This is a genomic window from Arenimonas sp. SCN 70-307 (assembly GCF_001724815.1).
GTDB lineage: Bacteria > Pseudomonadota > Gammaproteobacteria > Xanthomonadales > Xanthomonadaceae > Arenimonas.
The window spans coordinates 34,604-59,729 of sequence record NZ_MEDO01000014.1; the positions used below are offsets into that span (position 1 = coordinate 34,604).

Annotated in this window: 30 protein-coding genes; 11 read left to right on the forward strand and 19 right to left on the reverse strand. The window is 71.6% G+C overall.

The features are described from left to right. The first annotated feature begins 10 nt into the window (after positions 1-10). Entirely contained in the window at positions 11-385 is a 375-nt protein-coding gene (locus ABS41_RS06460) for an Mth938-like domain-containing protein (RefSeq protein ID WP_290592096.1), read from the forward strand. 41 nt (positions 386-426) lie between these two features. Here the strand turns inward: ABS41_RS06460 and ABS41_RS06465 are convergent, their stop codons facing one another. Genes ABS41_RS06465 through surE form a run of 4 tightly spaced genes read right to left on the reverse strand, consistent with a single transcriptional unit; the run spans position 427 to position 3,360 of the window. Then, positions 427-1,326, reverse strand: a complete 900-nt coding sequence (locus tag ABS41_RS06465) for a peptidoglycan DD-metalloendopeptidase family protein (RefSeq protein WP_290592098.1) — start codon at positions 1,324-1,326, stop codon at positions 427-429. Continuing rightward, positions 1,323-1,907, reverse strand: a complete 585-nt coding sequence (locus tag ABS41_RS06470) for a YqaA family protein (RefSeq protein ID WP_290592100.1) — start codon at positions 1,905-1,907, stop codon at positions 1,323-1,325. The genes ABS41_RS06465 and ABS41_RS06470 overlap by 4 nt, the downstream gene beginning before the upstream one ends. Further along, on the reverse strand, positions 1,907-2,584 hold the full coding sequence (locus ABS41_RS06475; RefSeq protein ID WP_290592102.1) for a protein-L-isoaspartate(D-aspartate) O-methyltransferase: 678 nt from the start codon (positions 2,582-2,584) through the stop codon (positions 1,907-1,909). Before ABS41_RS06475 ends, ABS41_RS06470 begins: the two co-directional genes overlap by 1 nt. Continuing rightward, positions 2,581-3,360: a 5'/3'-nucleotidase SurE gene (gene surE, locus ABS41_RS06480; protein WP_290592104.1), complete on the reverse strand. Its 780-nt coding sequence runs from the start codon at positions 3,358-3,360 to the stop codon at positions 2,581-2,583. Before surE ends, ABS41_RS06475 begins: the two co-directional genes overlap by 4 nt. Positions 3,361-3,439: 79 nt before the next feature. On the opposite strand from surE, the gene ABS41_RS06485 reads away from it, so the two are divergent. Next, on the forward strand, positions 3,440-4,024 hold the full coding sequence (locus ABS41_RS06485) for a Smr/MutS family protein (RefSeq protein WP_290592106.1): 585 nt from the start codon (positions 3,440-3,442) through the stop codon (positions 4,022-4,024). A 2-nt stretch (positions 4,025-4,026) separates the two neighbouring features. Here the strand turns inward: ABS41_RS06485 and ABS41_RS06490 are convergent, their stop codons facing one another. From ABS41_RS06490 to ABS41_RS06530, 9 genes are read right to left on the reverse strand one after another with little or no spacing between them, the layout of a single operon-like run. Further along, on the reverse strand, positions 4,027-4,230 hold the full coding sequence (locus ABS41_RS06490; protein WP_290592108.1) for a hypothetical protein: 204 nt from the start codon (positions 4,228-4,230) through the stop codon (positions 4,027-4,029). A gap of 38 nt (positions 4,231-4,268) precedes the next feature. Next, entirely contained in the window at positions 4,269-5,321 is a 1,053-nt protein-coding gene (truD, locus tag ABS41_RS06495) for a tRNA pseudouridine(13) synthase TruD (RefSeq protein WP_290592110.1), read from the reverse strand. Further along, positions 5,318-5,800 (reverse strand): 2-C-methyl-D-erythritol 2,4-cyclodiphosphate synthase, encoded by a 483-nt coding sequence (gene ispF, locus ABS41_RS06500; RefSeq protein WP_290592112.1) that lies wholly within the window; start codon positions 5,798-5,800, stop codon positions 5,318-5,320. The genes truD and ispF overlap by 4 nt, the downstream gene beginning before the upstream one ends. Further along, positions 5,793-6,488: a 2-C-methyl-D-erythritol 4-phosphate cytidylyltransferase gene (gene ispD, locus ABS41_RS06505; protein ID WP_290592114.1), complete on the reverse strand. Its 696-nt coding sequence runs from the start codon at positions 6,486-6,488 to the stop codon at positions 5,793-5,795. The genes ispF and ispD overlap by 8 nt, the downstream gene beginning before the upstream one ends. Beyond that, a complete protein-coding gene (gene ftsB / locus ABS41_RS06510; RefSeq protein ID WP_290592116.1) occupies positions 6,485-6,796 on the reverse strand; it encodes a cell division protein FtsB in 312 nt (103 codons plus the stop codon). The genes ispD and ftsB overlap by 4 nt, the downstream gene beginning before the upstream one ends. A 10-nt stretch (positions 6,797-6,806) precedes the next feature. Further along, on the reverse strand, positions 6,807-8,093 hold the full coding sequence (gene eno, locus ABS41_RS06515) for a phosphopyruvate hydratase (protein WP_290592118.1): 1,287 nt from the start codon (positions 8,091-8,093) through the stop codon (positions 6,807-6,809). A 27-nt stretch (positions 8,094-8,120) separates the two neighbouring features. Beyond that, the gene (locus tag ABS41_RS06520) at positions 8,121-8,465 is read right to left on the reverse strand and encodes a hypothetical protein (protein WP_290592120.1); all 345 of its coding nucleotides are present in this window, start codon (positions 8,463-8,465) and stop codon (positions 8,121-8,123) included. After that, positions 8,462-9,295, reverse strand: coding sequence for a 3-deoxy-8-phosphooctulonate synthase (gene kdsA, locus ABS41_RS06525; protein WP_290592122.1), 834 nt, complete (start codon positions 9,293-9,295; stop codon positions 8,462-8,464). Before kdsA ends, ABS41_RS06520 begins: the two co-directional genes overlap by 4 nt. After that, positions 9,295-10,953 (reverse strand): CTP synthase, encoded by a 1,659-nt coding sequence (locus ABS41_RS06530; protein WP_290592124.1) that lies wholly within the window; start codon positions 10,951-10,953, stop codon positions 9,295-9,297. Before ABS41_RS06530 ends, kdsA begins: the two co-directional genes overlap by 1 nt. Before the next feature lie 128 nt (positions 10,954-11,081). On the opposite strand from ABS41_RS06530, the gene parE reads away from it, so the two are divergent. The 7 genes from parE to ABS41_RS06565 all read left to right on the forward strand — a co-directional run bounded on the left by parE (position 11,082) and on the right by ABS41_RS06565 (position 18,107). After that, a complete protein-coding gene (parE, locus tag ABS41_RS06535) occupies positions 11,082-12,971 on the forward strand; it encodes a DNA topoisomerase IV subunit B (RefSeq protein ID WP_290592126.1) in 1,890 nt (629 codons plus the stop codon). A gap of 331 nt (positions 12,972-13,302) precedes the next feature. Then, complete coding sequence (locus tag ABS41_RS06540) at positions 13,303-13,872, forward strand: hypothetical protein (RefSeq protein ID WP_290592128.1); 570 nt, start codon at positions 13,303-13,305, stop codon at positions 13,870-13,872. 63 nt (positions 13,873-13,935) lie between these two features. Beyond that, positions 13,936-14,586, forward strand: coding sequence for a hypothetical protein (locus ABS41_RS06545; protein ID WP_290592130.1), 651 nt, complete (start codon positions 13,936-13,938; stop codon positions 14,584-14,586). Beyond that, a complete protein-coding gene (locus ABS41_RS06550; protein WP_290592132.1) occupies positions 14,583-15,056 on the forward strand; it encodes a hypothetical protein in 474 nt (157 codons plus the stop codon). The genes ABS41_RS06545 and ABS41_RS06550 overlap by 4 nt, the downstream gene beginning before the upstream one ends. Further along, positions 15,056-15,841 carry a hypothetical protein gene (locus tag ABS41_RS06555; RefSeq protein WP_290592134.1) on the forward strand — a complete coding sequence of 262 codons (786 nt, stop codon included), beginning with the start codon at positions 15,056-15,058 and terminating at the stop codon, positions 15,839-15,841. The genes ABS41_RS06550 and ABS41_RS06555 overlap by 1 nt, the downstream gene beginning before the upstream one ends. After that, positions 15,838-17,814, forward strand: a complete 1,977-nt coding sequence (locus ABS41_RS06560) for a carboxypeptidase-like regulatory domain-containing protein (RefSeq protein WP_290592136.1) — start codon at positions 15,838-15,840, stop codon at positions 17,812-17,814. Before ABS41_RS06555 ends, ABS41_RS06560 begins: the two co-directional genes overlap by 4 nt. Then, on the forward strand, positions 17,811-18,107 hold the full coding sequence (locus ABS41_RS06565) for a hypothetical protein (protein ID WP_290592138.1): 297 nt from the start codon (positions 17,811-17,813) through the stop codon (positions 18,105-18,107). Before ABS41_RS06560 ends, ABS41_RS06565 begins: the two co-directional genes overlap by 4 nt. On the opposite strand, the gene hutG is transcribed toward ABS41_RS06565, so the two are convergent. Genes hutG through ABS41_RS06585 form a run of 4 tightly spaced genes read right to left on the reverse strand, consistent with a single transcriptional unit; the run spans position 18,038 to position 21,903 of the window. After that, positions 18,038-18,817 (reverse strand): N-formylglutamate deformylase, encoded by a 780-nt coding sequence (gene hutG, locus ABS41_RS06570; RefSeq protein WP_290592140.1) that lies wholly within the window; start codon positions 18,815-18,817, stop codon positions 18,038-18,040. The two genes, ABS41_RS06565 and hutG, sit on opposite strands and share 70 nt — an antisense overlap. An 8-nt stretch (positions 18,818-18,825) precedes the next feature. After that, entirely contained in the window at positions 18,826-20,079 is a 1,254-nt protein-coding gene (locus tag ABS41_RS06575; RefSeq protein ID WP_290592142.1) for an FAD-dependent oxidoreductase, read from the reverse strand. 42 nt (positions 20,080-20,121) lie between these two features. Then, positions 20,122-21,372 (reverse strand): DUF418 domain-containing protein, encoded by a 1,251-nt coding sequence (locus ABS41_RS06580; protein WP_290592144.1) that lies wholly within the window; start codon positions 21,370-21,372, stop codon positions 20,122-20,124. Positions 21,373-21,423: 51 nt separating this feature from the next. After that, a complete protein-coding gene (locus tag ABS41_RS06585; RefSeq protein ID WP_290592145.1) occupies positions 21,424-21,903 on the reverse strand; it encodes a peptidylprolyl isomerase in 480 nt (159 codons plus the stop codon). A gap of 120 nt (positions 21,904-22,023) precedes the next feature. On the opposite strand from ABS41_RS06585, the gene ABS41_RS06590 reads away from it, so the two are divergent. Beyond that, complete coding sequence (locus ABS41_RS06590; RefSeq protein WP_290593197.1) at positions 22,024-22,515, forward strand: C40 family peptidase; 492 nt, start codon at positions 22,024-22,026, stop codon at positions 22,513-22,515. Here ABS41_RS06590 and ABS41_RS06595 read toward each other — a convergent pair. After that, the gene (locus tag ABS41_RS06595; RefSeq protein ID WP_290592147.1) at positions 22,509-22,904 is read right to left on the reverse strand and encodes a YbaN family protein; all 396 of its coding nucleotides are present in this window, start codon (positions 22,902-22,904) and stop codon (positions 22,509-22,511) included. The two genes, ABS41_RS06590 and ABS41_RS06595, sit on opposite strands and share 7 nt — an antisense overlap. Positions 22,905-22,917: 13 nt before the next feature. After that, positions 22,918-23,466 carry a YkvA family protein gene (locus ABS41_RS06600; RefSeq protein WP_290592149.1) on the reverse strand — a complete coding sequence of 183 codons (549 nt, stop codon included), beginning with the start codon at positions 23,464-23,466 and terminating at the stop codon, positions 22,918-22,920. A gap of 290 nt (positions 23,467-23,756) precedes the next feature. On the opposite strand from ABS41_RS06600, the gene ABS41_RS06605 reads away from it, so the two are divergent. Next, complete coding sequence (locus ABS41_RS06605; protein WP_290592151.1) at positions 23,757-25,082, forward strand: DEAD/DEAH box helicase; 1,326 nt, start codon at positions 23,757-23,759, stop codon at positions 25,080-25,082. The last annotated feature ends 44 nt before the right edge of the window (positions 25,083-25,126 follow it).

Genomic DNA, 25,126 nt, shown 5'->3' on the forward strand with positions numbered 1-25,126 from the left:
GCAGCACGCGATGCAGCTGTTCCAGGAAAACCCGGAGTTCTCCTACGTCCTTCGCGGCGCCGGCCCGGACGGCGTGCGGGTCAACCAGCAGTTGCTCACCCGCAGCTTCGTGCTCGCTCCCTTCCAGCTGGTCGAAGACTGGCGCCCGGCCTCGGTGGACGAACTCACGCCGGACGACCTGCAGGCCGTGCTCGAGCTCAAGCCCTCGGTGGTGATCCTCGGCACCGGCCTGCGCCAGCGCTTCCCCAGCGCGGCGATCATGGCCACGGTGCTCCAGCGCGGCTTCGGCATGGAGGTGATGGACAGCGCCGCCGCGGCCCGCACCTTCAACGTGCTCGCCACCGAAGGCCGCGCCGTCGTCGCCGCCTTCCTCGTCCCCGGCTGACCCCGGACGATTCGCGCCTGAAGGCGCTCCAACAGGGGCCGTCAGCGCGGAGGAAGGACCTGCAGGGGGTCGACGGGCTTGCCGTTGCGGCGGACCTCGAAGTGCAGCATGTCGCGGCTGGTGCCGGTGCGGCCCAGCTCGGCGATCTGCTGGCCGGCCCTGACCTGGGCACCTTCGCCCACCAGACGGCGGCGGTTGTGGGCGTAGGCCGAGAGCCACTCGTCGCTGTGCTTGACGATGATCAGCTCGCCGTAGCCGACCAGGCCGGCGCCCGAATACACCACCACGCCATCGGCCGCGGCCAGGACCGGGTCGCCGGCGTTGCCGGCGATGTCCAGGCCCTGGCGCTTGGGGTCGCCGGCGACGAAGCGGCCGATGACCTGGCCGTTGGCCGGCCATCGCCAGGCACCCTGCACGCCCGTGGCGGGCGTGGAAGGCAGCGGCGGCGAAGGCGTGGCGGGCGGTACCGGCGTGGTGGCCGGCGGATTGGCGGCTACCGGCGGGTTGGTGGGTGCCCCCGGCGGACGGGTGGCCGGCGTCGTTGCCGGCGTGGCCGGCCCGCGGGGCGGCGCCGTGGCGACGGTGCCCGTGGCCGGGCGCGGTGCCGGCATGCCGGTCACGCTGGTGCCGCCGGCGGCGGGGCCGGCGTCGCTGCGCAGGCGCAGGCGCTGGCCCGGATAGATGGTGTAAGGCGGGGCGATGCCGTTCCAGCGCGCCACTTCGCGGTAGTCCAGGCCGTGGCGGAAGGCGATGCCGTAGAGCGTGTCGCCCTGGCGCACCTCGTAGCGGCCATCGCGCGGGATGGCGCTGCCGGCCGGCGCGGCCGCCGGCGCCGACGAAGGCCGGCCGCCTTCGCGCTTGACCACGCGCGCATTGCCGCAGGCGGCCACCACGGTGACCACCAGCACGGCAAGCAGGATGCGCGCGGCAGGGGACTTCATGAGCGCATATTCAACCAGACGACGGCGCCGAGGATGACCACCGCCATAATCCAGCCGACGATCTCGATGTAGCGACGGAACACCGGCTCCACCCGCGGCCCGCCCCAGGCCGCCACGCCCGCGACCAGGAAGAAGCGGATACCACGGCCGACCAGGCACGCCACCACGAAAGGCAGCAGCGGCATGGCCGCCGCGCCGCCGGCGACGGTGAACACCTTGAAGGGAATGGGCGTGAACGCCGCCACGAACATGATCCACACGCCGTAGCGGTCGAACAGGCCCTGCACCTCCGAGTACGTGTCGGCGTGCCCCGCCCGCTCGATCCAGGGCATCACCGCCTCGATGGCGAAATAGCCCAGCAGGTAGCCCACCACGCCGCCGAGCACCGAGGTGAGCGTGGTCAGCAGGGCGTAGCGCCACCAGGCCCGCGGGCGCGCCAGCGCCATCGGCGCCAGCATCACGTCCGGCGGCACCGGGAAGAAGATCGATTCGATGGCACTGGTGAAACCCAGGTACCAGGGCGCGTGGCGATGGGCGGCGAGCTGGCGGCAGCGGTCGTACAGCGGTCCGAACAGCTTCATCAAAGCGTTCCAGGCAACAGGGGGACGAAGACCACGGCGCCCAGGTCGTCCTGCACGAACTGGCCGTCGAGGCGGCGGATGCGCAGCAGGCGCTGGCCGGTGGCGCTGCCCACGGGCGCGACCAGGGTGCCGCCCTCGTCGAGCTGGGCCAGCAGGCCCGGCTCGATCGCGGCGGCGCCGGCGGTGACGATGATGCCGCCGAAGGGCGCGTATTCGGGCCAGCCGGCGCGGCCGTCATCGTGGCGGGTGCGCACGTTCAGGCCCTGGTGGCGGAAGCGGCGGCGGGCGATGCGCAGCAGTTCCTCGATGCGCTCGACGCTGTAGGTTTCCAGGCCCAGAGTGGCCAGCACCGAGGCCTGGTAGCCCGAGCCGGTGCCCACTTCGAGCACGCGCGCGGGCAGGCCGTGTTCGATCAGCGCCTCGGTCATGCGCGCCACCACCCAGGGCTGGGAGATGGTCTGGCCGTTGCCGATCGGCAGCGCGGTGTCTTCGTAGGCGCGACTGGCCAGCGCCTCGTCGATGAACACGTGCCGCGGCACGGTGCGCATGGCGGTGAGCACGCGCTCGTCGCGGATGCCGCCCTCGCCGCGCAGGCGCTCGACCATGCGGTCGCGGGCGCGCTGCGAGGTCATGCCCAGGCCCTTGGCCTCGGGCTGGAGGTGGTAGCGCGGCATCATGGCCGGGCCTTCATGCCTTCGGCCAGGCCGGTGACCCAGCTGGCGACCTTCTCCAGCGCCTGGTAGCGCGTGAGGTCGACATGGATGGGCGTGATGGAGACGTAGCCGGTGCGAACGGCGTGGAAGTCCGTGCCCGGGCCGGCGTCCTGCTCGGGGCCGGCGGGGCCGATCCACCACATCGGCCGCCCGCGCGGATCGACCTGCTCGATGCAGGGCTCGGCGCGATGGCGGTGGCCCAGGCGCGTGACCTCGTAGCCGCGCAGCTGCTCCCACGGCAGGTCGGGCACGTTGACGTTGAGGATGGTGTCGGCCGGCAGCGGATCGACCAGCAGGCGCGCGGTGATCTCGATCGCGGCGCGCGCGGCGCTGTCGTAGTGCCGGCCCGAGTTTTCGTCGGTGACCAGCGACATCGCGATGGCCGGGTGGCCGAGGAAGCGGCCTTCCATCGCCGCGGCGACGGTGCCCGAGTAGATCACGTCGTCGCCGAGGTTGGCGGCGGTATTGATGCCCGAAAGCACGATGTCCGGGTCGCGCTCGAGCAGGCCGGTGAGGGCCAGGTGCACGCAGTCGGTGGGCGTGCCGGCGACGCGCCAGACCGCGTCCTCGAGCTGCTTGACGCGGATCGGGCGGTCGAGGGTGAGGGAGTTGCTGGCGCCGGATCGGTCGCGGTCGGGCGCGACCACCGTCACCTCATGGCCGGCGGCGCGCAGCGCCCCCGCCAGGACGCGGATGCCGGGGGCTTCCACGCCATCGTCATTGCTTACCAGTACGCGCATCGGGAATTCCGCAGGAAGGCGTCCATGATAGCGGAAGCGCCCACCCCGGTTTCACCCCGGCCTGCGGTAGGCTTCCGGCATGGCCAAGCGCAAGCCACCGGTGGTGCACGTGAGCGAGGACGACGCCGCCCTGTTCCGGGAGGCGATCGGCGAAGTGCGCCCGCTGCCCGCGCCGCCCCCGCCGCCCGAACGACCGCGCCCGGCGCCGAAGCCGCGCATGCGCGCGCTCGACGAGGCCGAGGCGCTGGCGCAGTCGCGCAGCGCCGGCTGGTTCGAGGCCACCATCGACGCCGCCGAGGCGCTGGCCTACCGCCGCGACGAAGTGCCGGAGAAAGTGCTCAAGGCGCTCAAGCGCGGGCAATACAGCGTGGGCGCCGAGCTCGACCTGCACCTGCTGCGCGCCCCCGAGGCCGAGCGCTGGCTGCGTGCCTTCCTGGCCGAATCGCGCGCCGAGGGCCAGTCCTGCGTGCGCGTCATCCACGGCAAGGGCCTGCGGGCCGCCGCCGGCGGCTCGGTGCTCAAGGCGTTGGTGGACCGGATGCTGCGCCAGCGCGCGGACGTGCTCGCCTTCGCCTCCGCACCGGAGGCGATGGGCGGTACCGGGGCCGTGCTGGTGCTGCTGGCGCGACGCCGTCCCGGCGAGCTGGGCCCGCCGGGCGGCTGAACTCAGTCGTCCTTGCGGCGATACGGCGGATTGACCCAGTGCACCTGGGCACCGTTGATCTTGGCGACGCGTTCGACGGCCGAGATGTAGCCCTCGTCGCGCTCCCAGCCCGAACTGCGGGCCTGGGCGGTATCGCCCGTGCTGGCGCAGGCGGCCAGCAGCAGGCACGACATCGACAGCATCAAGCTCTTGCGGGCGGTGTTCACGGCGACCTCCTCATAGGCAAGAAAACCGCGGCTCCAGCCTACTCCGCCGGTTCGGGCGCGCAAGTGCCCCCGCGGGAGGCGTCGCGCACCTCGCCGAGCTCGGCCAGCAGGCCGGTGGCGTAGGCGCCCGGCGGCAGGCCGAAGGCCAGCGACAGCGCGTCCGGCGCCGGCCAATGCCAGGCCAGCCCGTCCACGCGCACCCGCAGCGCGCGCCGCTCCTGCTTCAGGCCGGCGGCTTCAAGCCCGGCCCGCAGGTCGGCGAAGGGCTCGACCGCCGCCAGCTCGAGTTCGCGGGCGGCGCCGGCGCTGCGCAGCTCGCCCAGGCCCCACATCGGGCCGGTGGGGTGGATGTCCAGGCGGGCGGCGCGGGCGGCCAGCTCGGCCGTGGCCGGCTCGGGGCCGAACACGCTTTGGCTGCCGTCGAGCATCCAGACCTCGCCCTCGCGGCCAGAGGCCCAGTCGCCAGCCTGCACGCGCGCGGCAAGCACGGCGTTGAAGAGCTCCGAACGCGCGGCCGACAGGTAGATGGAGCGCTTGTCGCGGTGCACGCGGGCGCCGGCGAACATGCGCCGGGCCGACTCGACGTTGTCGCCCTCGCGACCGAAGCGCTGCTCGCCGAAATAATTGGGCAGGCCGTCGCGGGCGATCGCCTGCAGGCGCGCCTCGATCGCGGCGTGGTCGCCCTGCACGTCGCGCAGCTGCAGCCCGAAGCGATTGCCGCGCAGCGCGCCGCGCGGCAGCTTGCGCTGGTGCCAGGCGCTTTCGAGCACGCGCAGCTCCATCGCTTCGAGCGCGGCCAGGTCGGGCGCCACGCGCTTGGGCAGGTGCACGGTGAAGCGCTGGCGGGTGACGGCGTGGCGGTCCTTGAGGCCGGCATAGCCCACCGCGTGTTCGGCCACGCCGGCCCAGCGCGCCAGGCAGCGGGCGGCGTGCACGGTGTTCATGCCGCGCTTCTCGATCGTCAGCAGCAGGTGCTCGCCCTGCCCCGAGGCCTCGAAGCCGGGCAGCTCCTCGACGATGAAATCCTCGGGCTGGCTGCGGAAAGCCGCCTGCAGCACCGGGCCGCCGTGGCCGCCGGGCAGCGCGCTCACGCGCGCACGACCAGGGCCACCGCCATCGCCGCCAGGCCTTCGCCGCGGCCGGTGAAACCGAGTTTCTCGGAGGTGGTGGCCTTGACGCTCACCGCATCGACGTCGATGCCGAGGTCTTCGGCCAGGTTGGCGCGCATGGCCGGTGCATGCGCGGCCACCTTGGGGCGCTCGCAGACGACGGTGACGTCGACGTTGCCGGCGCGCCAGCCGCGCTCGGCCAGCAGCGCACGACATTGGCGCAGGAAGTGGCGGCTGTCGCAATCCTTCCAGCGCGGGTCGGACGGCGGGAAGTGCACGCCGATGTCGCCCAGGGCCAGCGCGCCCAGCAGCGCATCGCACAGGGCGTGGATCACCACGTCGCCGTCGGAATGCGCCAGCACGCCGCGCTCGTGCGCGATGCGCACGCCGCCGAGAACGACGTGGTCGCCCTCGCCGAACGCATGCACGTCGTAGCCCTGGCCGATGCGGATGTCAGTCATTTGCTTGCCTGCGGGAGAGGATGAATTCGGCCAGCGCGAGGTCGGCGGGGGTGGTGATCTTGAGGTTGTCGTCGCGGCCTTCGACCAGGCGCGGCTTGAGGCCCAGGCGCTCGATGGCCATTGCTTCGTCGGTGACGCGCACGCCGGCGCGGACGGCGGCTTCGAGCGCGCGCACCAGGCTGCCGCGGCGGAACAGCTGCGGGGTCAGCGCCCGCCACAGCCGCTCGCGCGGCTCGGTGGCGGCGGCACGACCCTGTTCGTCGGCGCGCTTGAGCGTGTCGCGCACCGGCGCGGCCAGCAGCGCACCCACCGGGTCGGCGCCGCCCTCGAAGAGCAGGCGCGCCAGGTCGTCGCGATGCAGGCAGGGGCGCGCGGCGTCGTGCACCAGGACCCACTGGTCCTCGCTGACGCTGGCCGGCAGCGCGTGCAGCGCGGCCAGCACCGAGTCGGCGCGCTCGGCGCCGCCGGTGCAGGTGAGCACCGGCTTGCCGCCCAGCTCGCGCCAGCCCGGCCAGTCGGCGTCGCCGGCGGCCAGGGCCACCACCACGCCATCCACGTCGGGATGGTCGAGCACGGCGCGCAGGCTGTGCTCGATCACCCGCCGCCCGGCCAGCGGCAGGTACTGCTTGGGCAGCGGCGCGCCGAAGCGCGTGCCCCGGCCCGCGGCCGCCACCACCGCCCAGGTCATTCCTGCTCCGCCTCGGCGGCGCGGGGCGTGGCGGGGTCGACCACGCGGTAGAAGGTTTCGCCGGGCTTGATCATGCCCAGCTCGCTGCGGGCGCGGTCCTCGACGGCCGCCTCGCCCGACTTGAGGTCGTCGACCTCGGCCGAGAGTGCGTCGTTGCGCAGCTGCAGGCGCGCGTTCTCGCGCCGCTGCACCTCGACCCGCGCCTCCAGGCCGCGCACCTCGCGCACGCCGCCGCCGCCCCACCAGAACTTGGCCTGCAGGCCCGCGAGGGCCAGCAGCAGCAAGGCGGGGATCAGCCAGCGGCGCAAGGGCGCGGGCTCAGCGCTTGAGGCTGGTGAACGCGTCGCGGCCGGCGTAGCGGGCGGCGTCGCCCAGCGCCTCCTCGATGCGCAGCAGCTGGTTGTACTTGGCCACGCGGTCGGAGCGGCACAGCGAGCCGGTCTTGATCTGCGTGGCGGTGGTGGCCACCGCGATGTCGGCGATGGTGGTGTCCTCGGTCTCGCCCGAACGGTGCGAAACGACGGCGGCGTAACGGGCCGCGTCGGCCATGGCGATGGCCTCGAGCGTCTCGCTGAGCGTGCCGATCTGGTTGACCTTGATCAGGATGGCGTTGGCCACGCCCTGGGCGATGCCGTCGCGGAAGATCTTCGGGTTGGTCACGAACAGGTCGTCGCCGACCAGCTGCACCTTGCCCGACAGGCGCTGGGTGAGCAGCTTCCAGCCCTCCCAGTCGTGCTCGGCCATGCCGTCCTCGATGGTGATGATCGGGTACTGCGCGCTCCAGCCGGCCAGGAAGTCGACGAACTGTTCGGGGGTCAGGCGCTTGCCCTCGCCGACCAGGTTGTACTTGCCGTTGTCGAAGAACTCCGAGCTGGCCACGTCCAGGCCCAGCAGGATGTCCTCGCCGGCGCGGTAGCCGGCCTTGCCGATGGCCTCGAGGATGACCTCGATGGCTTCCTCGTTCGAGCGCAGGTCGGGCGCGAAGCCGCCCTCGTCGCCCACCGCGGTGCCCAGGCCCTTGGCCTTGAGCACGGCCTTGAGGGCATGGAAGACCTCGGTGCCGGCGCGCAGGGCCTCGGAGAAGCGGTCGAAGCCGACCGGCAGCACCATGAATTCCTGCATGTCGACGTTGTTGTCGGCATGCGCGCCGCCGTTGATGATGTTCATCATCGGCACCGGCAGCACCGGCTGGCGGCTGCCGGCCAGGTGCTTCCACAGCGGCAGGCCGCGCGCCGCCGCCACCGCGTGGGCGTTGGCCATCGACACGCCCAGCAGCGCGTTCGCGCCCAGGCGGCCCTTGTTCTCGGTGCCGTCGAGGTTGACCAGCTTGCTGTCCAGGCCCGCCTGGTCGGCGCCATCAAAGCCCTTCAGGGCCTCGGCGATCGTCGTGTTGACGTTGGCCACCGCCTTGCGCACGCCCTTGCCGAGGTAACGGCTCTTGTCGCCGTCGCGCAGCTCCACCGCCTCCTTGGTGCCGGTGGACGCGCCCGAGGGCACGGCCGCGCGGCCGACGTGGCCCGAGGACAGGGTGACTTCCGCCTCGAGGGTGGGATTGCCGCGGGAATCGAGGATTTCGCGGGCGTGGACTTTGCTGATCGTGGTCATGTCGTTTCTTTATTCAGTCGTCTGGGCTCAGGACATCGCCAGGCCGAGGATGATCAGGGCGATGCCGCCCACGATCGGCAGGGCGTTGAGCACCAGGCCGACCCAGGCGAACACGCGCTTGCGCTCGCCCACGAACAGGCCGGCGATGCCCAGGATGGCGCCCAGGGCGAGCACGGCCAGCGCGGCGATCACGCCGAAACCGATCATCATGGCGCGCGGGTCGGTCTCCGATAGCTGGCCGCCGGGCTCGTTCATGCCGATGTAGCCGGCATAGACGAACACGGCCAGCATGGCCAGGCCGGCGAACACGGCGATGACCGTGGACGCGATGCCCAGGCCGGAGTGCTTAAGCGGGGTGGAAATCGTGTTCATGCCTGCTCCTCGAGAAATCCGTTCTTCTTGGTGATGCGGTCGAGTTCGACCAGCGTTTCCAGCAGCGCCGCCATCTTGGGCAGCGGCCAGGCGTTGGGTCCGTCGGACAGGGCCTTGTCCGGGTCGGGGTGGGTTTCCATGAACAGGCCGCTGATGCCCACGGCCACGGCCGCGCGCGAGAGCACCGGCACGAACTCGCGCTGGCCGCCGCTCTTGCCGCCGGCGCCGCCGGGCAGCTGCACGCTGTGGGTGGCGTCGAACACCACCGGGCAGCCGGTGTCGCGCATCACGCTCAGCGAGCGCATGTCCGAGACCAGGTTGTTGTAGCCGAAGCTGGCGCCGCGTTCGCAGGCCATGATCTGCTGGTTGCCGGTGGCGCGCGCCTTGTCGGTGACGTGCTTCATTTCCCAGGGCGAGAGGAACTGGCCCTTCTTGATGTTCACCGGCTTGCCGGCCGAGGCCACGCGCTGGATGAAGTCGGTCTGCCGGCACAGGAAGGCCGGCGTCTGCAGCACGTCCACCACCGAGGCGACCTCGTCCATCGGCGTGTACTCGTGCACGTCGGTGAGCACCGGCACGCCGAGCTGGCGCTTCACTTCCGCCAGCACCTTCAGGCCGGCCTCGAGGCCCGGGCCGCGGAAGCTGGTGCCCGAGGTGCGGTTGGCCTTGTCGAAGCTGGACTTGAAGATGAAGGGGATGCCGAGCTTGCCGGTGATCTCCTTCAGGCGCCCGGCCGTTTCCATCTGCAATTCGAGCGACTCGATAACGCAGGGGCCGGCGATCAGGAAGAAGGGCTGGTCGAGGCCAACCTTGAATCCGCACAGTTCCATCAGGCCTGGGCCTCCTTGAGCAGCCGGCCGCCGGCCTTGTGTTCGCGGGCGGCGCGGATGAAGCCGATGAACAGCGGGTGGCCGTCACGCGGCGTGGAAAGGAATTCGGGGTGGGCCTGGCAGGCCACGAACCACGGGTGGCCCGGCAGTTCCACCATCTCCACCAGCAGGTCGTCCATGGACTTGGCGCTGATCACCAGGCCCGCGTCCTCGAGCTGGGTGCGGTAGCGGTTGTTGAACTCGTAGCGGTGGCGGTGGCGCTCGCCGACCACGTCCTTGCCGTAGAGCTCGCGCGCCTTCGTGCCGGGCTTGAGGCGCTGCTCCTGCAGGCCCAGGCGCATCGTGCCACCCAGGTCGGAGTGCTCGTCGCGGCGCTCGATCTCGCCGGTGGCGGTGCGCCACTCGGTGATCAGGCCGATGACCGGGTGCGGGCAGTTGCGGTCGTTCTCGGTGCTGTTGGCGCCGGCCAGGCCGGCCACGTGGCGGGCGTAGTCCACCACCGCGGCCTGCATGCCGTAGCAGATGCCGAAGTACGGGATGCCCTTCTCGCGGGCGTGCCGGGCGGTGCGCACCTTGCCCTCGAAGCCGCGGTCGCCGAAGCCGCCGGGCACGAGGATGGCGTCGACGCCGTCGAGCACCTGCTCGCCCTCCTTCTCGACCTGCTCGGACTCGAGCCAGCGCAGCCTGACGCGCGTGCGCTGGCGCAGGCCGCCGTGCTTGAGCGCCTCCGACAGCGACTTGTAGGCGTCCTGGTGGTCGATGTACTTGCCCACCACGGCCACGGTGACTTCGTCCACCGGGTGCTCGACCGCGTCGACCACGGCTTCCCACTCCTGCAGGTCGGCGCGCCCGGCCTTGTCCTCCAGCCGCAGGCGCTCGACCACGATCTCGTCGAGCTGCTGGCTGTGCAGCCACAGCGGCAGCTTGTAGATGTTGTCCACGTCCACGCAGCTGATGACGGCCTTCTCGGGCACGTTGGTGAACAGGGCGATCTTGCGGCGCTCGCCGTCCGGCAGCGGCTTCTCGCTGCGGCAGACCAGGATGTCGGGCTGGATGCCGATCGAGCGCAGCTCCTTGACCGAGTGCTGGGTGGGCTTGGTCTTGAGCTCGCCGGCCGCGGCGATCCAGGGCACCAGGGTCAGGTGCATGAAGATGGCCTGGTCGGGGCCGCGCTCGGTGCGGATCTGGCGGATGGCCTCGAGGAAGGGCAGCGACTCGATGTCGCCCACGGTGCCGCCGATCTCGACCAGGCCCACGTCGAAGCCGTCGGTGGCCTCGAAGATGCAGCGCTTGATCTCGTCGGTGATGTGCGGGATGACCTGCACGGTGCCGCCCAGGTAGTCGCCGCGGCGCTCCTTGCGGATCACGTTCTCGTAGATGCGGCCGGTGGTGACCGAGTTCTTGCGGCTCAGGCGCACGCGCAGGAAGCGCTCGTAGTGGCCGAGGTCGAGGTCGGTCTCGGCCCCGTCGTCGGTGACGTAGACCTCGCCGTGCTGGAACGGGCTCATGGTGCCCGGGTCGACGTTGATGTAGGGGTCGAGCTTCATCATGGTGACCCGCAGTCCGCGGGCCTCCAGGATGGCCGCCAGCGAGGCCGCGGCGATGCCCTTGCCAAGCGAGGACACCACGCCACCGGTTACGAAGACTAGACGGGTCATGGGAAGTGGGGGCGCTGGAAAACCGTATTCTACCGGTTCGACCCGCCGAGGGCTAACTTGACCGCCCCGGGGGCCGCCCCCATCCTGCCCGCCTTGCGTGCACCGCCACAGGGACGTCCCGCTTCCGCATGAACACCCGCTACAACGCCGCCGACATCGAAGTCCTGTCGGGCCTGGACCCGGTCAAGCGCCGGCCGGGCATGTATACCGACACCACCCGGCCCAACCACCTGGCCCAGGAGGTCATCGACAACTCGGTGGACGAGGCCCTGGGCGGGCACGCGAAGCTGGTGGAAGTGACCGTTTTCGCCGACGGCAGCGTCGAGGTGGCCGACGACGGCCGCGGCATGCCCGTGGACGTGCACCCCGACGAGGGCATCCCGGGCGTGGAGCTGATCCTCACGCGCCTGCACGCGGGCGGCAAGTTCAGCGGCAAGAACTACACCTTCTCCGGCGGCCTGCACGGCGTGGGCGTGAGCGTGGTGAACGCCCTGTCGAAGAAGGTCGAGGTCTTCATCCGGCGCGAGGGCCAGGAACACCGCATGGAGTTCCGCGACGGCGACCGCGCCTCGGCCCTGGAGGTCGTGGGCACGGTGGGCAAGCGCAACACCGGCACCCGGCTGCGCTTCTGGCCCGACCCGAAGTACTTCGATACCCCGAAGATCGCCCTGCGCCCGCTGCGGCACCTGCTGCGGGCCAAGGCCGTGCTCTGCCCTGGCCTCACCGTCCGGCTGACCGACGAAGCCACCGGCGAGAAGCACGAGTGGTGCTACCAGGACGGCCTGCGCGACTACCTGCTGGGCGAGCTGCAGGGCCGCGAGCTGCTGCCGGCCGAACTCTTCGTCGGCCGCCTGGCCAAGGACACCGAGGTGGCCGACTGGGCCGTGGCCTGGGTGCCCGAGGGCGAGCTGGTGCAGGAAAGCTACGTCAACCTCATCCCCACCGCCCAGCACGGCACCCATGTGAACGGCCTGCGCAGTGGCTTCACCGATGCCCTGCGCGAGTTCTGCGACTTCCGCAACCTGCTGCCGCGCGGCGTCAAGCTGGCCCCCGAGGATGTCTGGGACCGGGTCAGCTTCGTGCTGAGCGTGAAGATGACCGACCCGCAGTTCAGCGGCCAGACCAAGGAGCGCCTGAGCTCGCGCCAGGCCGCGGCCTTCGTCGAGGGCGCGTCCCACGACGCCTTCTCGCTGTGGCTCAACCAGCACGTCGAGCTCGGCACCCAGATCGCCCAGCTGGCCATCGACCGGGCCGCGGCGCGCCTGAAGTCGGAAAAGCAGGTGGTGCGCAAGAAGATCACCCAGGGCCCGGCCCTGCCCGGCAAGCTGGCCGACTGCATCAGCCAGGACCTGGGCCGCACCGAGCTGTTCCTGGTCGAGGGCGACTCGGCCGGCGGCAGCGCCAAGCAGGCGCGCGACAAGGACTTCCAGGCCATCCTTCCGCTGCGCGGCAAGATCCTCAACACCTGGGAGGTCGAGTCCTCCGGCGTGCTGGCCTCCAACGAGGTGCACGACCTGGCCGTGGCCATCGGCTGCGACCCGGGCGTGCAGGACATCGGCGGGCTGCGCTACGGCAAGGTGATCATCCTGGCCGACGCCGACTCCGACGGCCTGCACATCGCCACCCTGCTCTCGGCGCTGTTCCTGCGCCACTTCCCGCCCCTGGTGCGCGCCGGCCACGTGTTCGTGGCCATGCCGCCGCTGTTCCGCGTGGACGTGGGCAAGCAGGTGTTCTACGCGCTGGACGAAGAGGAAAAGCGCCTGCTGCTCGACAAGATCGAGCGCGAGAAGATCCGCGGCCAGGTCAGCGTGACCCGCTTCAAGGGCCTGGGCGAGATGAACCCCTCGCAGCTGCGCGAGTCCACCATCCACCCCGACACGCGCCGCCTGGTGCAGCTGACGGTGGACGATGCCGAAGCCACCCGCGGCCTGATGGACCTGCTGCTGGCCAAGAAGCGCGCCCCCGACCGCAAGGCCTGGCTGGAGGCCAAGGGCGACCTGGCTTCGCTGGAAGTCTGAGGCGGTCGCCACCGCGCGACGGAAAGCGTGACGCACCTCCCGGAAATGTGACGCATCGCGTCACATTTCGGCACCCCTGCCCGCCCAAAACCCGCCGTTCGTCGGCCTGCTGGCCGGCCCGGGCGCCGGCTTGCGTGTCGCCAGCCCCTGCAATATTGTGAACCCGTTCACATTTGTCGTTTCCTGACGACAGCGTGAATGGGTTGGCACGGTTCCTGCTTCCACTCTCCCGAGCCCGCAGTTTGCGAGCCCCCGGTCGGTGATCCGGCCCGGAATGTCGACCCAACAATCCAGTCGCTTCACCTACAGCAAACCCAAAGGAACCATGCACATGAAGACTGTCCGTAGCATCCGAGGCCTCGCCCTCACCGGCGTGGCGGCCCTCGGCCTGATCGCGATGACCCCGGCCATGGCCGAGTCCGATTTCCAGACCGGCCCCGGCGCCCTGGCGGCCAATGCCGACCTGGACTTCCAGGTCATCATCCCGCGCTTCATCAGCTTCCGCGTCGGCAGCACCGGCGCCACCGTCGACACCGTCGAGTTCACCGTGGCGGCCGCCAACGTCGGCAACAACAGCCCGGTGTCGCGCACCAATGCCGCCGGCGCGCCGGTCGGCGTGGCCCTGCTGAGCAACGTCGGCAACGTCAACCTGTCGGCCACCGGCTCGGGCGCGGGCCTGGTCAATGGCGGCAACACCATCGCCTGGACCGAGATCGCCGGCACCAGCTCCGACGCCGCCAACCTGCCCGTCCCGGGCATCGGCGCCGGCGCCACCTCGTTGACCGCCACCAATGGCGTGATCAACCGCAGCGCCGACTGGACCTTCACCTACGCCAACAGCGCCGTGGTCGGCGCCGGTACCTACACCGGCACGGTCACCTACACCGCCTCGGCGCCGTAAGGCACCGCTTCCCAGGACACCGGGGCCGGCCACCGTGCCGGCCCCGGGACTCCGGAGCGCATGATGATTTCCGCCCCCCTCGCCCGCCTCGTTGTCGTCGCCGTGCTGGTCCTGCTTCCGCAGCTGGCCACCGCGTTCGACGTCAACATCACCGCCCGCGACCCGCGCGCGGTCTACCTGCGGGTGGGCGACGGCCTGATGAGCAACGGCCCCTACAACCGCACCACCAACCCCCTGCCCACCCCGGGCGTCGGTGGGGCGGTGCCCATCATCCGCGCCACCGTGGCGGCCAACCAGGTCGGCAACGGCACCCCGGTGCTGATGACCACCCCGAACAATCCCCGTACCACCAGCGACTGGGACAACTACCAGTTCTGCAACTCGGGCCAGGTGTACGTCGGCGGTTTCTACCGCGCGACCAATGCCAGCACCGGCAACACCGCCCGCCTTACCTACAGCGCCCCCGCCTTCCTCCAGAACGGCACCGGCCAGACCATCCCGATGTCCCAGATCAGCTGGACCACCAGCGGCAACGGCGACACCGGCGCCCAGCCCATCGCGGCGGGCAGTTTCTCCTCCACCAGCGGTCCGCTGACCACCATCAACCGCAACCAGTGGCGCGAGACCTGCATGACCTTCCGCTACGCCAACCAGAACCTCGTGGCGGCCGGCACCTACACCGCCACCGTCACCTTCACCCTGGCGCAGCCATGAGTCGCGCCGCCGTCCTTGCCGCGCTCCTGCTGCTGTCCGGCCTGGGCATGGCGCCGTCCGCCCACGCCCAGGCCCAGCGCCTGGACGACAGCCAGAGCCAGGTGCTCGGCAGCACGCTGCAGCTGCGCTGGGACCAGGCCGCGCCGCGCGACGGCCGCGCCGGCACCCTCTCGGGCACCATCACCGTGCTGGTGCGCCTGGACGTGCGCGCCTGGCGCGGCCGCAACGCCCGCATCTACCAGGTCATTCCCGCCAACGCCGGCGTCGACGTGCAGGCCCAGTGGTCCACCCAGGGCGTGCTGCTGCCGGGCCAGATGCGCAGCGGCGAGCGGGCGCTCGTCTATGCCGGCCCGGTCAACTCCGACTTCCTGCAAGAAACCTTCCGGCTGACGATCCGCGCCGACGGCGACCGCCTCGAGCGCACGGAGCGCCTGGAATTCGACTTTGAAATCGAGGCGGAGCCGCTGTGATGATTCGCCAACTCCTCCTGGCCACGGCCGCCCTGCTGGCCTGCGCCGCCGGCACCGCGAAGGCGCAGGGTTTCGACGCCCTCGTGCTGCCGCCACGCTTCGAGGACAGCGCCCGCCAGGGCAGCGTCTATCGCAACGTGCTCGAGATCCAGAGCGCCTCGCCCAATCCCACGCGCTTCAACATCCGCAGCGCCGACTGGACCCTCGACGCCGCTGGCGACGCGGTTTTCGACTATGCCCTCGCGCCCGGCAGCTGCCGGCCGTGGCTTGGCCTGGAAGCCAACGAAGTCGTCGTGGAGGGCAACGGCCGCCGCCGGCTCCGCTTCGAGGTCGCCGTCCCGCAGGATGCCCCCTCGGGCCAGTGCCGCTTCGCGATCATGGTCGAGGGCCAGCCCCAGCAGACCGAAAGCGGCATGTCCGTGTCCGGGCGCATCGGCATCATCGTCTACCTCACCATCGGCGATGGCGCCGCCCGCCTGTCGGTCACCGACCTCCGGGTCGAGGCCATCGATGGCCGGGACCTGCCGGTGGTCAGCGTCCGCAACGACGGCAATGCCCATGGCCGGCTGCAGGGCTTCGTGAACGGACTCGACGCCCAGGGCCGCCGCTGGACCCTGGTGCCCGTCTCGCACCCGATCCTGCCCGGCACGACGCGGCAGGTGCCGCTGCAGCCGGTGGTCGACGAGGGCGAGCCCCCGCCGACGCTGGCCTTCCCGATGCAGCTGCGTGGCCAGTTCGACTGGGGAAGCCAGCGCGTCCCGGTTGAAGGCGCGGCAGCCCGATGACGCCGCCTGCGCGCCGGCCGCTCGCGGCCTCGATCGGATGGCTGCTCACCACTTGCGCCCTGGTTGCGCCCGTCCAGGCCTGGGACGAGCCGCCGCCGGAACCGCCGGCCTTCCAGGATCGCCTGATCGATCCGGACAAGCTCGCCCCGCTTCCCCCGGACGACGAAGAAACCTACGACCCCTCGGGACTGCCGCGCAGCTGGCGCCTTGAGCTGGTGACCAGCCAGGTCGAGCGCGGCGACGATCGCTTCGGCGAGACCGGCGCCAGCTTTGGCGGCCTCTGGGAAACCGAGGACTGGGGCAACTTCTCGCTCGACGCCACCGTTTTCCGGAGCGACCAGGGCCGTGGCCTGGGCAGCCGCTGGATCGGCACCGCCACGCTCTGGCAGCGCAACCTGCGCTTCGACGGCGGGTGGCGCGCCGAAAACGGCCTGGGCGTGCTCAACACCCCGCTGACGCCGCTGCAGCGCGACCAGTACCGCTTCTTCCTGCCCAGTGCGCCCTACTCGGGCCTGGTGACCCAGTGGGACAACGCCGGCAAGGGCCGGCACTTCTTCGGCGGCTTCGGCCAGGCGGGCGTGTTCACCGGCGCGCGCGTGGTCGGTTTCGACCAGGCCGAGGGACAGGTCGGCACGCTGGGCGCACAGTGGCGCTGGTCGCCCTCGTGGTCCGGCGCCGCCACCGTGCTCGCCACCGACGGCCGGATCGTGCCCGACGACCTAGGATCCGGCCAGTACCAGGACGGTCGCACCGAAGCCGCCCTGCTCAGTTCGGCCTGGAGCGGCACTCGCGACAAGCTCAAGCTGCACCTGCACACCAGCCGTGGCTTCCTGGGCGACGCCAGCGGTGCCTGGGCCGATGCCGAATCGCGGCGCGGGCGCTATACGCACAGCTACGGCCTGTTCCGGCTCGAGCCGGGCCTGGCCTGGGGCGCGCTGCCGATCAACAACGATGCCCAGGGCGCGTACTGGCGCACCAGCTACAGCCATCCGCGATGGACCTGGTCCGCCGCCATCGACCAGATCGACTCGGTCAGCGGCAGCAGCTTCGAGGGCACCTACGCCAACGCCTTCCTGCGCTACCAGGCGCGCGCCAACTTCGGCGTGGGCGGCGGCCTGAACGTGCGTCGCTCGCAGACGGCCACCGACTTCTCCACCCGCTGGTTCGCCGACCGCCGTGCGCGCTGGGGCGTCACCCGCCTGCAGCTCGACCAGGCCCACACGAGCGACCGCGACGACTGGCAGCTCTCGCTCGACCAGGACCTGCCGATGAAGACCGGCTCGCGCCTGACCGTGTCCGGCAGCTATGGCGTCGAGGACCAGGACGGCATTGGCCGCACCGACACCTTTTCGCTGGCCGCCCTGGGCGGCATCGAACTGACCGACCGGCTCAGCCTGGACGGCAACGTGCGCTGGCTGCACGGCGACGGCCCGAATGCCTACCGGGGCACCGACATCAACCTGAGCCTGAACTGGCGCGTCGCCAGCCACTGGTGGCTCACCGCGACGGCCTACAACAACCGCGGCGAGCAGCGCTCGCCCTTCCAGCTCGACCCGCTGGCGCCGCCGGACGTGTTCCTGCGCATCCCGCGCGAGCGCTCGGTGTTCCTCAGCCTGCGCTACGAGCGCCAGTCGGGCACGGCGGCGATGGTGCTGGGCGGCATGCCGGGCACGGCGGCCGGCAGCATCGCGGGCAGCGTCTTCCTCGACGACAACGGCGATGGCGTGCGCTCGGCCTCGGAACTGCCCGCGGCCAACGTCACCGTCATCCTCGACGGCCGCTACTCGGTGCGAACCGACAGCAACGGCAACTTCGAATTCCCCCGCGTCGCCGTCGGCGCGCACACCATCGAGGTGGTGCCCGACAACCTGCCGCTGCCCTGGTTCATCGACGAAGGCAGCGAGCGCCGCGCCGTCGAGGTGCGGGTGCGCGACAGTGAACGCGTGGACATCGGCGCCCGGAGGCAGCGATGAAGTCCGCGCCCCGTCCCCGCGCCCTGATGATGCGCCTGGCGGTGCTGGTCACCGCGGCGGCCATGGCCGTGTTCCTGCAGGCCGGCGCCGGCGCCTCGCCGGGCCATGGCCCGCGATCGGCGCCGGCTGTCCAGGAGACCGCCGCGCCGCCCGTCTGCGGCGAGGCGCACGCGCCTTCGCTGCTGACGCATCCCGCCGTCGGCAAGGCCGTGCCGGCCGAGTCTCAGGCCAGCGCCGACCGCAGCAAGTCGCCCAGCAGCGGCTGCAGCCGCGAGGCCAGCGCCGGCTCGTAGCGCGCGGCGGCTTCGTCCATGTAGCAGCACTGGGCGATCTCGAGCTGGATGGCCTCCACGCCCCGCGCCGGCTGGCCGTAGTGGCGCGTGATGTGGCCGCCCTTGAAGCGCCCGTTCGACACCCAGGTGTAGTCGCCCTGCCCCGCCAGCACGGCCTCGAGCCGCGCCTGCGTGGCCGCCGTGCAGCTCGCGCCGGCGGCGGTGCCGAGGTTGAGGTCGGGCAGCCGCCCCTCGAAAAGGAAGGGCACGAGGCTGCGGATCGAGTGGCCTTCCCACAGCAGCGCGCGCCCGTGCGCGGCGCGCAGCCGTTCGAGCTCGCCGGCCAGCGCCTCGTGGTAGGGGCGCCAGTAGCGCTGTACGCGGGCCTGCACCTCGTCGGGCGACGGTGCCTGGCCCGGCAGGTAGATCGGTTCGCCGTCGAAGCCCGTGGCCGGGCACAGGCCGGTGGTGTTCTGGCCCGGATAAAGCGAGACATCGTCCGGCGGGCGGTTGAGGTCGACCACGTAGCGCGAGTACCTCGGCACCAGCACCGAGGCGCCCATCGCGAGCGCGAAATCGTAGAGCCGGCTGACGAACCAGTCGGTGTCGGGCACGCCGCGCGCGGTGGCCGTGAGCCGCGCGGCGATGTCGTCCGGCAGCGCGGTGCCGTCGTGCGGCAGGCTCACCAGCAGGGGCAGGCGGCCGCGGTGGAGTTCGAACACGTCGCTCATCGAAGGCCTCAGCCCGCCAGGCGCGCCGGCGAATACGGCGCGGGGTCGATGGCCGTCGCGCGGCCGGTCATCAGGTCGGCCAGCAGGCGGCCGGTGCCGGCGCTCATGCCCATGCCCATCATGCCGTGGCCGGTGGCCAGGAACAGGTTGTTGTAGCCGGGTGCGCGGCCCAGCAGCGGCAGGTCGTCGTGCATCATCGGGCGCCAGCCGCACCATTGCTCGCGCCGGGCCGGGCCGGCCGGCTCGAGCAGGTATTCGGCGGCGCCGCGCTCGAGCGCGCCGAGCCGGCGCGGGTTGAGGCTGTCGTCGAAGCCGCTGAACTCCATCGTGCTGCCCAGCCGGAAGCCGTCGGCCCAGGTGGTGACGCAGACGCTGCGCTCCTTGAGCACCAGCGGCCGGCGCGGCACCGTGGCCGGGCGGTCGTAGGTGATCGAATAGCCCTTGCCCGGCTGCACCGGGATGGACAACCCGAGGTTGTCGGCGAAACCCGCGGACCAGGCGCCCATCGCCAGCAGCACGCGCGCGCCGCTGCGCTTGCCCTCGCTGGTCTGCACGGCCTCGATGCCGTTGCGGCCGCGCTCGAAGCCGAGCACGCCCACGCCCTCCTCGATCACGCCGCCGGCCTCGCGCACGATGCGCGCCAGTTCGGCCGTGTAGCGGTCGGGGCGCAGCTGGGCGTCGCCGGGGAAATGGATGGCGCCGGCCAGGCCGGGCTTGAGCGCCGGCTCGTCGGCGGCCAGCGCGGCGGCGTCGAGCACGCGCGCGGCCACGCCCAGCTCGGCCAGCAACGGCAGTTCGCGCTGCTGGCGCTCGAGCGCGCGCGCGCTGCGGAACACGTAGTGCAGGCCACTGGCCTCGAAGCCGCAGTCGAGGTCCTGGCCATAGACCAGGTCCTCGACCAGGGCGCGCGAGTACTTGAGCAGCGCGCCCTTGGCCAGGCCGCTGGCCCGCCAGTCGCGGGCGTTGCAGCGGCCGGCGGCGCGGGCCAGCCAGCGCATCAGCGCCGGGTCCCAGCGCGGCTTGATGTACAGCGGCGCGTCGGGGCGCAGCATCCAGCGCAGGCCCTGGGCCACCATGCCCGGCGCCGCCAGCGGCGCGGCGTGGCTGGGCGTGAGGGTGCCGCAATTGCCCCAGGAGCTGCCGCCGCCGACCTTGCCGGCCTCCAGCACGCGCACCGAGCGACCCTCGGCCAGCAGGTAATGCGCACAGGCCAGGCCGATCACGCCCCCGCCCAGCACCAGCACATCCGCATCATGGCTCATGCGCGGCAGTTTACCCGGCGGCCGGGCCGGCGGGGCGCCGGCTCAGCGGCGCATCGGCGGCAGCTGCAGGTAGGTGGCGGCCCGCCACAGCCACTCCATCGGCCCGAAGCGGAAGCGCGCCAGCCACCAGTGGCTCAGCGCCACCTGCAGGCCGAACAGCGTGAGCACGAACAGCGGCTGCCAGGCCCGCGGCAGCTGCTCGAAGTAGCCCAGGCCGTAGCCGTAGAAGATCGTGGTGCACACCAGCGACTGCATCAGGTAGTTGGTCAGCGCCATGCGCCCGGCCGGGGCCAGCAGGCCCAGCCAGCGGCCGAGCACCGGCGACTGCAGGCCGCGCACGAACCAGGCCAGGTAGGCCAGGGCCATCACCGCGCCGCCGAGCATCTGCAGCGACTGGGCGGTCGAGGCGGTCAGGTCCAGGCGGCCGAAATCCATGGTCGGCAGCATCCAGTACGAGACCAGCACCATCGCCAGGCCCACCGGCAGCGCCACCCAGCGCAGCCGCCAGAACAGCCGCGCGTGCTGCTCGGGGCGGGCGATGGCGCCGCTGCGGGTGAACCAGGCGCCGACCAGGAACAGGCCCAGGATGAAGGCGCCGAAGATGAAGATGAAGCCGAGCATGCTCAGGAAGTCCGACGCGCGCTGGGCCGTGGCCTCGGCGTAGCTGCCGCTGCCATAGGCCAGGCGCTGGGCCTCGACCTGGGCGTCGATCTGCGCGCCCTGCGCGGCCATGGCCTGCTCGAAGCCGGCGCGCGCTTCTTCCGGCATCGCCTGCATGGCCGATCCCAGCAGGCCCATCAGCAGCGTGAGCCCCACCGGCAGCAGCATCAGCGCCACGCCCCACTTGGGCAGGCGCGACTGCGGCGTGCCGCGGAAGCACAGGCCCAGCAGCAGGCCCATCAGGGCGTAGGTCACCAGGATGTCGCCCGGCCACAGCAGCACCGCGTGCGCCAGGCCCAGCACGAGCAGCGTGCCGATCCGGCGCAGATAGAGGCCCAGGAAGGGACGGCCGGCGGCATCGGCGCGCATCAGCATCACTGCGAAGCCCATGCCGAAGAGCATCGAGAACAGCGGGAAGAACTTGCCCTGCACCAGCAGGTAGATGGCCGCGTCCATCGTGCGGTCTGCCCCTTGCAGGCTGGGGTCGAGGCCGGTCATCGAGTTCATCAGCGGCCCGACGAAGGCCTCGATGTTCATCAGCAGGATGCCCAGCAGAGCGAAGCCGCGCAGCGCGTCGAGCGCCTGGATGCGGTCGTTGGCGCCGACGGGCGCGAGGGTATGGTCCTGGGTCATGGCGCGGAGCCTCCCCGCCCCGGCGCCACTATAACCGATGTCGCGGGCGGCTTAGTGCTCGACGCCGCCGTCGCCGTGCACGTGGCCGTGCTCGACCTCGACCGCCTCGGCCTCGCGTACGCCGACGATCTCGACGTCGAACTGCAGGGTCTTGCCGGCCATCGGGTGGTTGAGGTCCACGTCCACCACGGTGGCGCCGACCTTGGCGACGGTGACCGCGCGCGGACCCATCGAGGTCTCGAGCACCACCTGCTGGCCCGGCTTGAGGCGGGCGTTGCGGAAGTGCTTCTTGGGCACGCGCTGCACGTAGTTCTCGCGGCGCTCGCCGTAGGCCTGGTCAGGCGCGACGGTGACCTCGAAGCGGTCGCCCTCGGCCTTGTCCATCATCGCGGCCTCGAGGCCCGGGATGATGTTGCCGTGGCCGACCAGGATGGCCAGCGGCTCGCGGTCGCGCGAGCTCTCGACCGGCGGCTGGCCGGCCTCGGAGACGGTGTAGTGGAAACGCACGACGCTGTTCTTCTGGATCTTCATGTTCGACCTGGGCTGGGGCCGGTGACTGCACCGGCGGGGATGGGGCACACTGGGCCCGTGAAAGCGAGCGCGCATTATCCCGGCCACCCCCGCCCGGCGCCAGTTCCGGCCTGGGCCCGGCTGCTTCCCCTCGTCCTGGTGCTGGTCCTGGCCGCCTGCGGCACGGCGCCCAAGCGCGGGCCCGCGCCCGCCGCGGCAGCCCCGAAGGTGGTTGACGTGGCGCCCGAGGACCCGGCCCGCGCCAACGAAGTGCTGATGCGCGCGCTCGGCCTGGTCGGCACGCCCTACCGCTATGGCGGCAACACCCCGGCCGGCGGCTTCGACTGCAGCGGCCTGGTGGGCTACGTTTTCCTCGATGCGGCCAAGGTCTACCTGCCGCGCACCACCCGCGAGATCGCCAAGTTCAAGGCCCACGTGCCGCCGGATGACCGCCTGGCCGCCGGCGACCTGGTGCTGTTTTCAGACAAGGGCACGGTCTTCCACGTGGGCATCTACGTTGGCGAGGGTCGCTTCGTGCACGCCCCCAGCACCGGCGGCACCGTGCGGCTCGACCGCATCGACGGGCCCTACTGGGGCCGGCACTACGCCGGCGCGCGCCGCATCCTCTACTGAGCGCCGTCGCGCGCGGGCGGCTCGGGCCGCAGCCACAGCCAGGTGCCGGTGACCGCCATGATCGCGGTGCCGGTGGCGGCCATCCACCACTTGGGCGCGGTGGCGAACATGATGACCGCGCTCAGTGCCATCGTGCCGATGGCCCACCACTTCGCCCGACGCGTCACCGAGCCGGTGGCCTGCCAGTCCCGGATCATCGGGCCGAAGGTGCGGTGCGCCAGCAGCCAGGCGTGCAGGCGCTTGGAACCACGCGCGGCGCAGAAGGCCGACAGCAGCACGAAGGGCGTGGTGGGCAGGCCCGGCAGGAACGCGCCCAGGATGCCCAGTCCCAGGGCCAGGTAGGCCGCCAGCAGCCACATCCAGCGCTTGACGTGGTGGACGGGGCTCATCCGGGGCAGGGGCTCAGGCGCCAGCCGATCCGGCGGCGCGGGCCAGGGCGTCGCGCACGCGGCGACGGCGCATGCGCGCCTGCAGCTGCCCGCGCCGGCGCGCCAGCTCGCGCGCCTGAGCCAGCCGGGCGTCGGCGTCGGCGGGTTCGCCCAGCGCCTCGCGCGCGGCGCGGAAATCGTCGTAGGCCACCACCACGTGGCGGATCTGCCGCAGCAGCAGCTCGAGCATGATGGCGTCGTCGAGCAGGCCGATCACCTCGACGTCGTCCGGGATCATGTCCTCCGGGTCGCTGAAGTAGGCCAGCAGCTTGAGCACCTCCGAGCGCTCGGGCTGCGGCAGCGCCCAGGCCTCGTCCTCGAGCATGTCCACCAGCTCCACCACCTGCAGCAGGCGCCGGCGGATGTAGCCGGGCGCGCATTCGATGGGCAGGGTCTGCAGGCCGTGGCGGGCCGCCTCGATGATGTCGCACTCGTCGGCGCAGGCCACGCGGCGCTCGGCGCGGGCCGGGGCCTCGTGGAAGCGCTCGATGTCGGCGGGCTCGAGTTCGAAGCTGATCTTCATGCCGCCATCCTACGCCAGCCTGAACGTCGCGTTCACATGCCACGAGCCCCGGGGATGGCCGTGGCGGCCCGCATAGCGTAGAGTTCGCGGCGTTTGCTGCACCGGCTGACCGTTTTCCCCCGGTATGCCCCGCCGCCAGGCCGAGCCAAGCTCGGGTCCTGCGCCAGGCCCCACTCCGCACGCCTTTCGTTGCGCAAACTCGCCAGGCCATGATGGCCCGGCGCAAAAAACTGAAGCAGGACTCGCAGCGCGGTTTCAGGGAACGCTCCGGGTTACACCACGGAGCAATCATGAATTTCGAATCCCTTGGGCTCGCGCCCGAGCTCGTCCGCGCGCTGTCGGACGTCGGCTACACCATCCCCACCCCGATCCAGGCCGAAGCCATCCCGCTGGCCCTGGCCGGCCACGACCTGATGGGCGGCGCCCAGACCGGCACCGGCAAGACCGCGGCCTTCGCGCTGCCGGTGCTGCACCGCCTGGCCCAGGACGGCCCGAAGCGCGGCCCGCGCAAGCCGCGCGCCCTGGTGCTCACGCCGACCCGCGAGCTGGCGGTGCAGGTCAACGACAGCCTGCGCAGCTACGGCAAGCACCTGCGCATGAACACGGCCACCGTCTACGGCGGCGTCGGCATGCAGCCGCAGATCGAGGCCCTGCGCCGCGGCGTCGACATCCTGGTGGCCTGCCCGGGCCGCCTGCTCGACCACCTGCAGCATCGCAGCGTCGACCTGTCGGGCATCGAAGTGCTCGTGCTCGACGAAGCCGACCGCATGCTCGACATGGGCTTCCTGCCGGCCATCAAGCGCGTGCTCTCGGCCCTGCCCAAGGCGCGCCAGACCATGCTGTTCTCGGCCACCTTCGAGGAGAGCATCAAGAAGCTCGCGCTCGAGCTGCTCAAGGACCCGCGCCAGGTGCAGGTGACGCCGCAGAACGCCACGGCGGCCTCGGTCACCCACGTCGTGCACCCGGTCGACAGCTCGCGCAAGCGCGACCTGCTGATCGACATCCTCAGCAAGCGCCACACCGACCAGATCCTGGTCTTCGGCCGCACCAAGCACGGCTGCAACCGCCTGGCCGAGCAGATCGAGAAGTCCGGCATCCCGGCCGTGGCCATCCACGGCAACAAGAGCCAGTCCCAGCGCCTGAAGGCCCTGCGCGACTTCAAGTCGGGCGAGGCGCGCGTGCTCGTGGCCACCGACGTGGCCGCGCGCGGCCTGGACATCCCGCTGCTGCCGCTGGTGATCAACTTCGACCTGCCGATGGTGGCCGAGGACTACGTGCACCGCATCGGCCGCACCGGCCGCGCCGGCGCCAGCGGCGAAGCCGTGTCGCTGGTGGCCCCGGACGAGGGCGGCCTGCTGCGCGCCATCCAGCGCCTGCTCAAGGCCGACATCGCCATGCAGGAAGTCGAGGGCTACGTGCCCAGCACCGGCATCCGCATGGGCAACGACAATGCCTCGCGCGGTCGTCCCTCGGGCCAGCGTCCGCCGCGTCGCGACGGTGCCGCCCCGCGCGGCCGCCGTCCGCACGCGGGCGGTGGCGAGCGCCACGCCCACGCCGGGCCCAAGGGCCACGGCCCGCGCGGCGGCGGCGAGCGCCGCCAGCGCGTCGGCGACTGAGCGCCACCACGGCGCCAACGGCCCGGGGACGGGTGCAATAAACG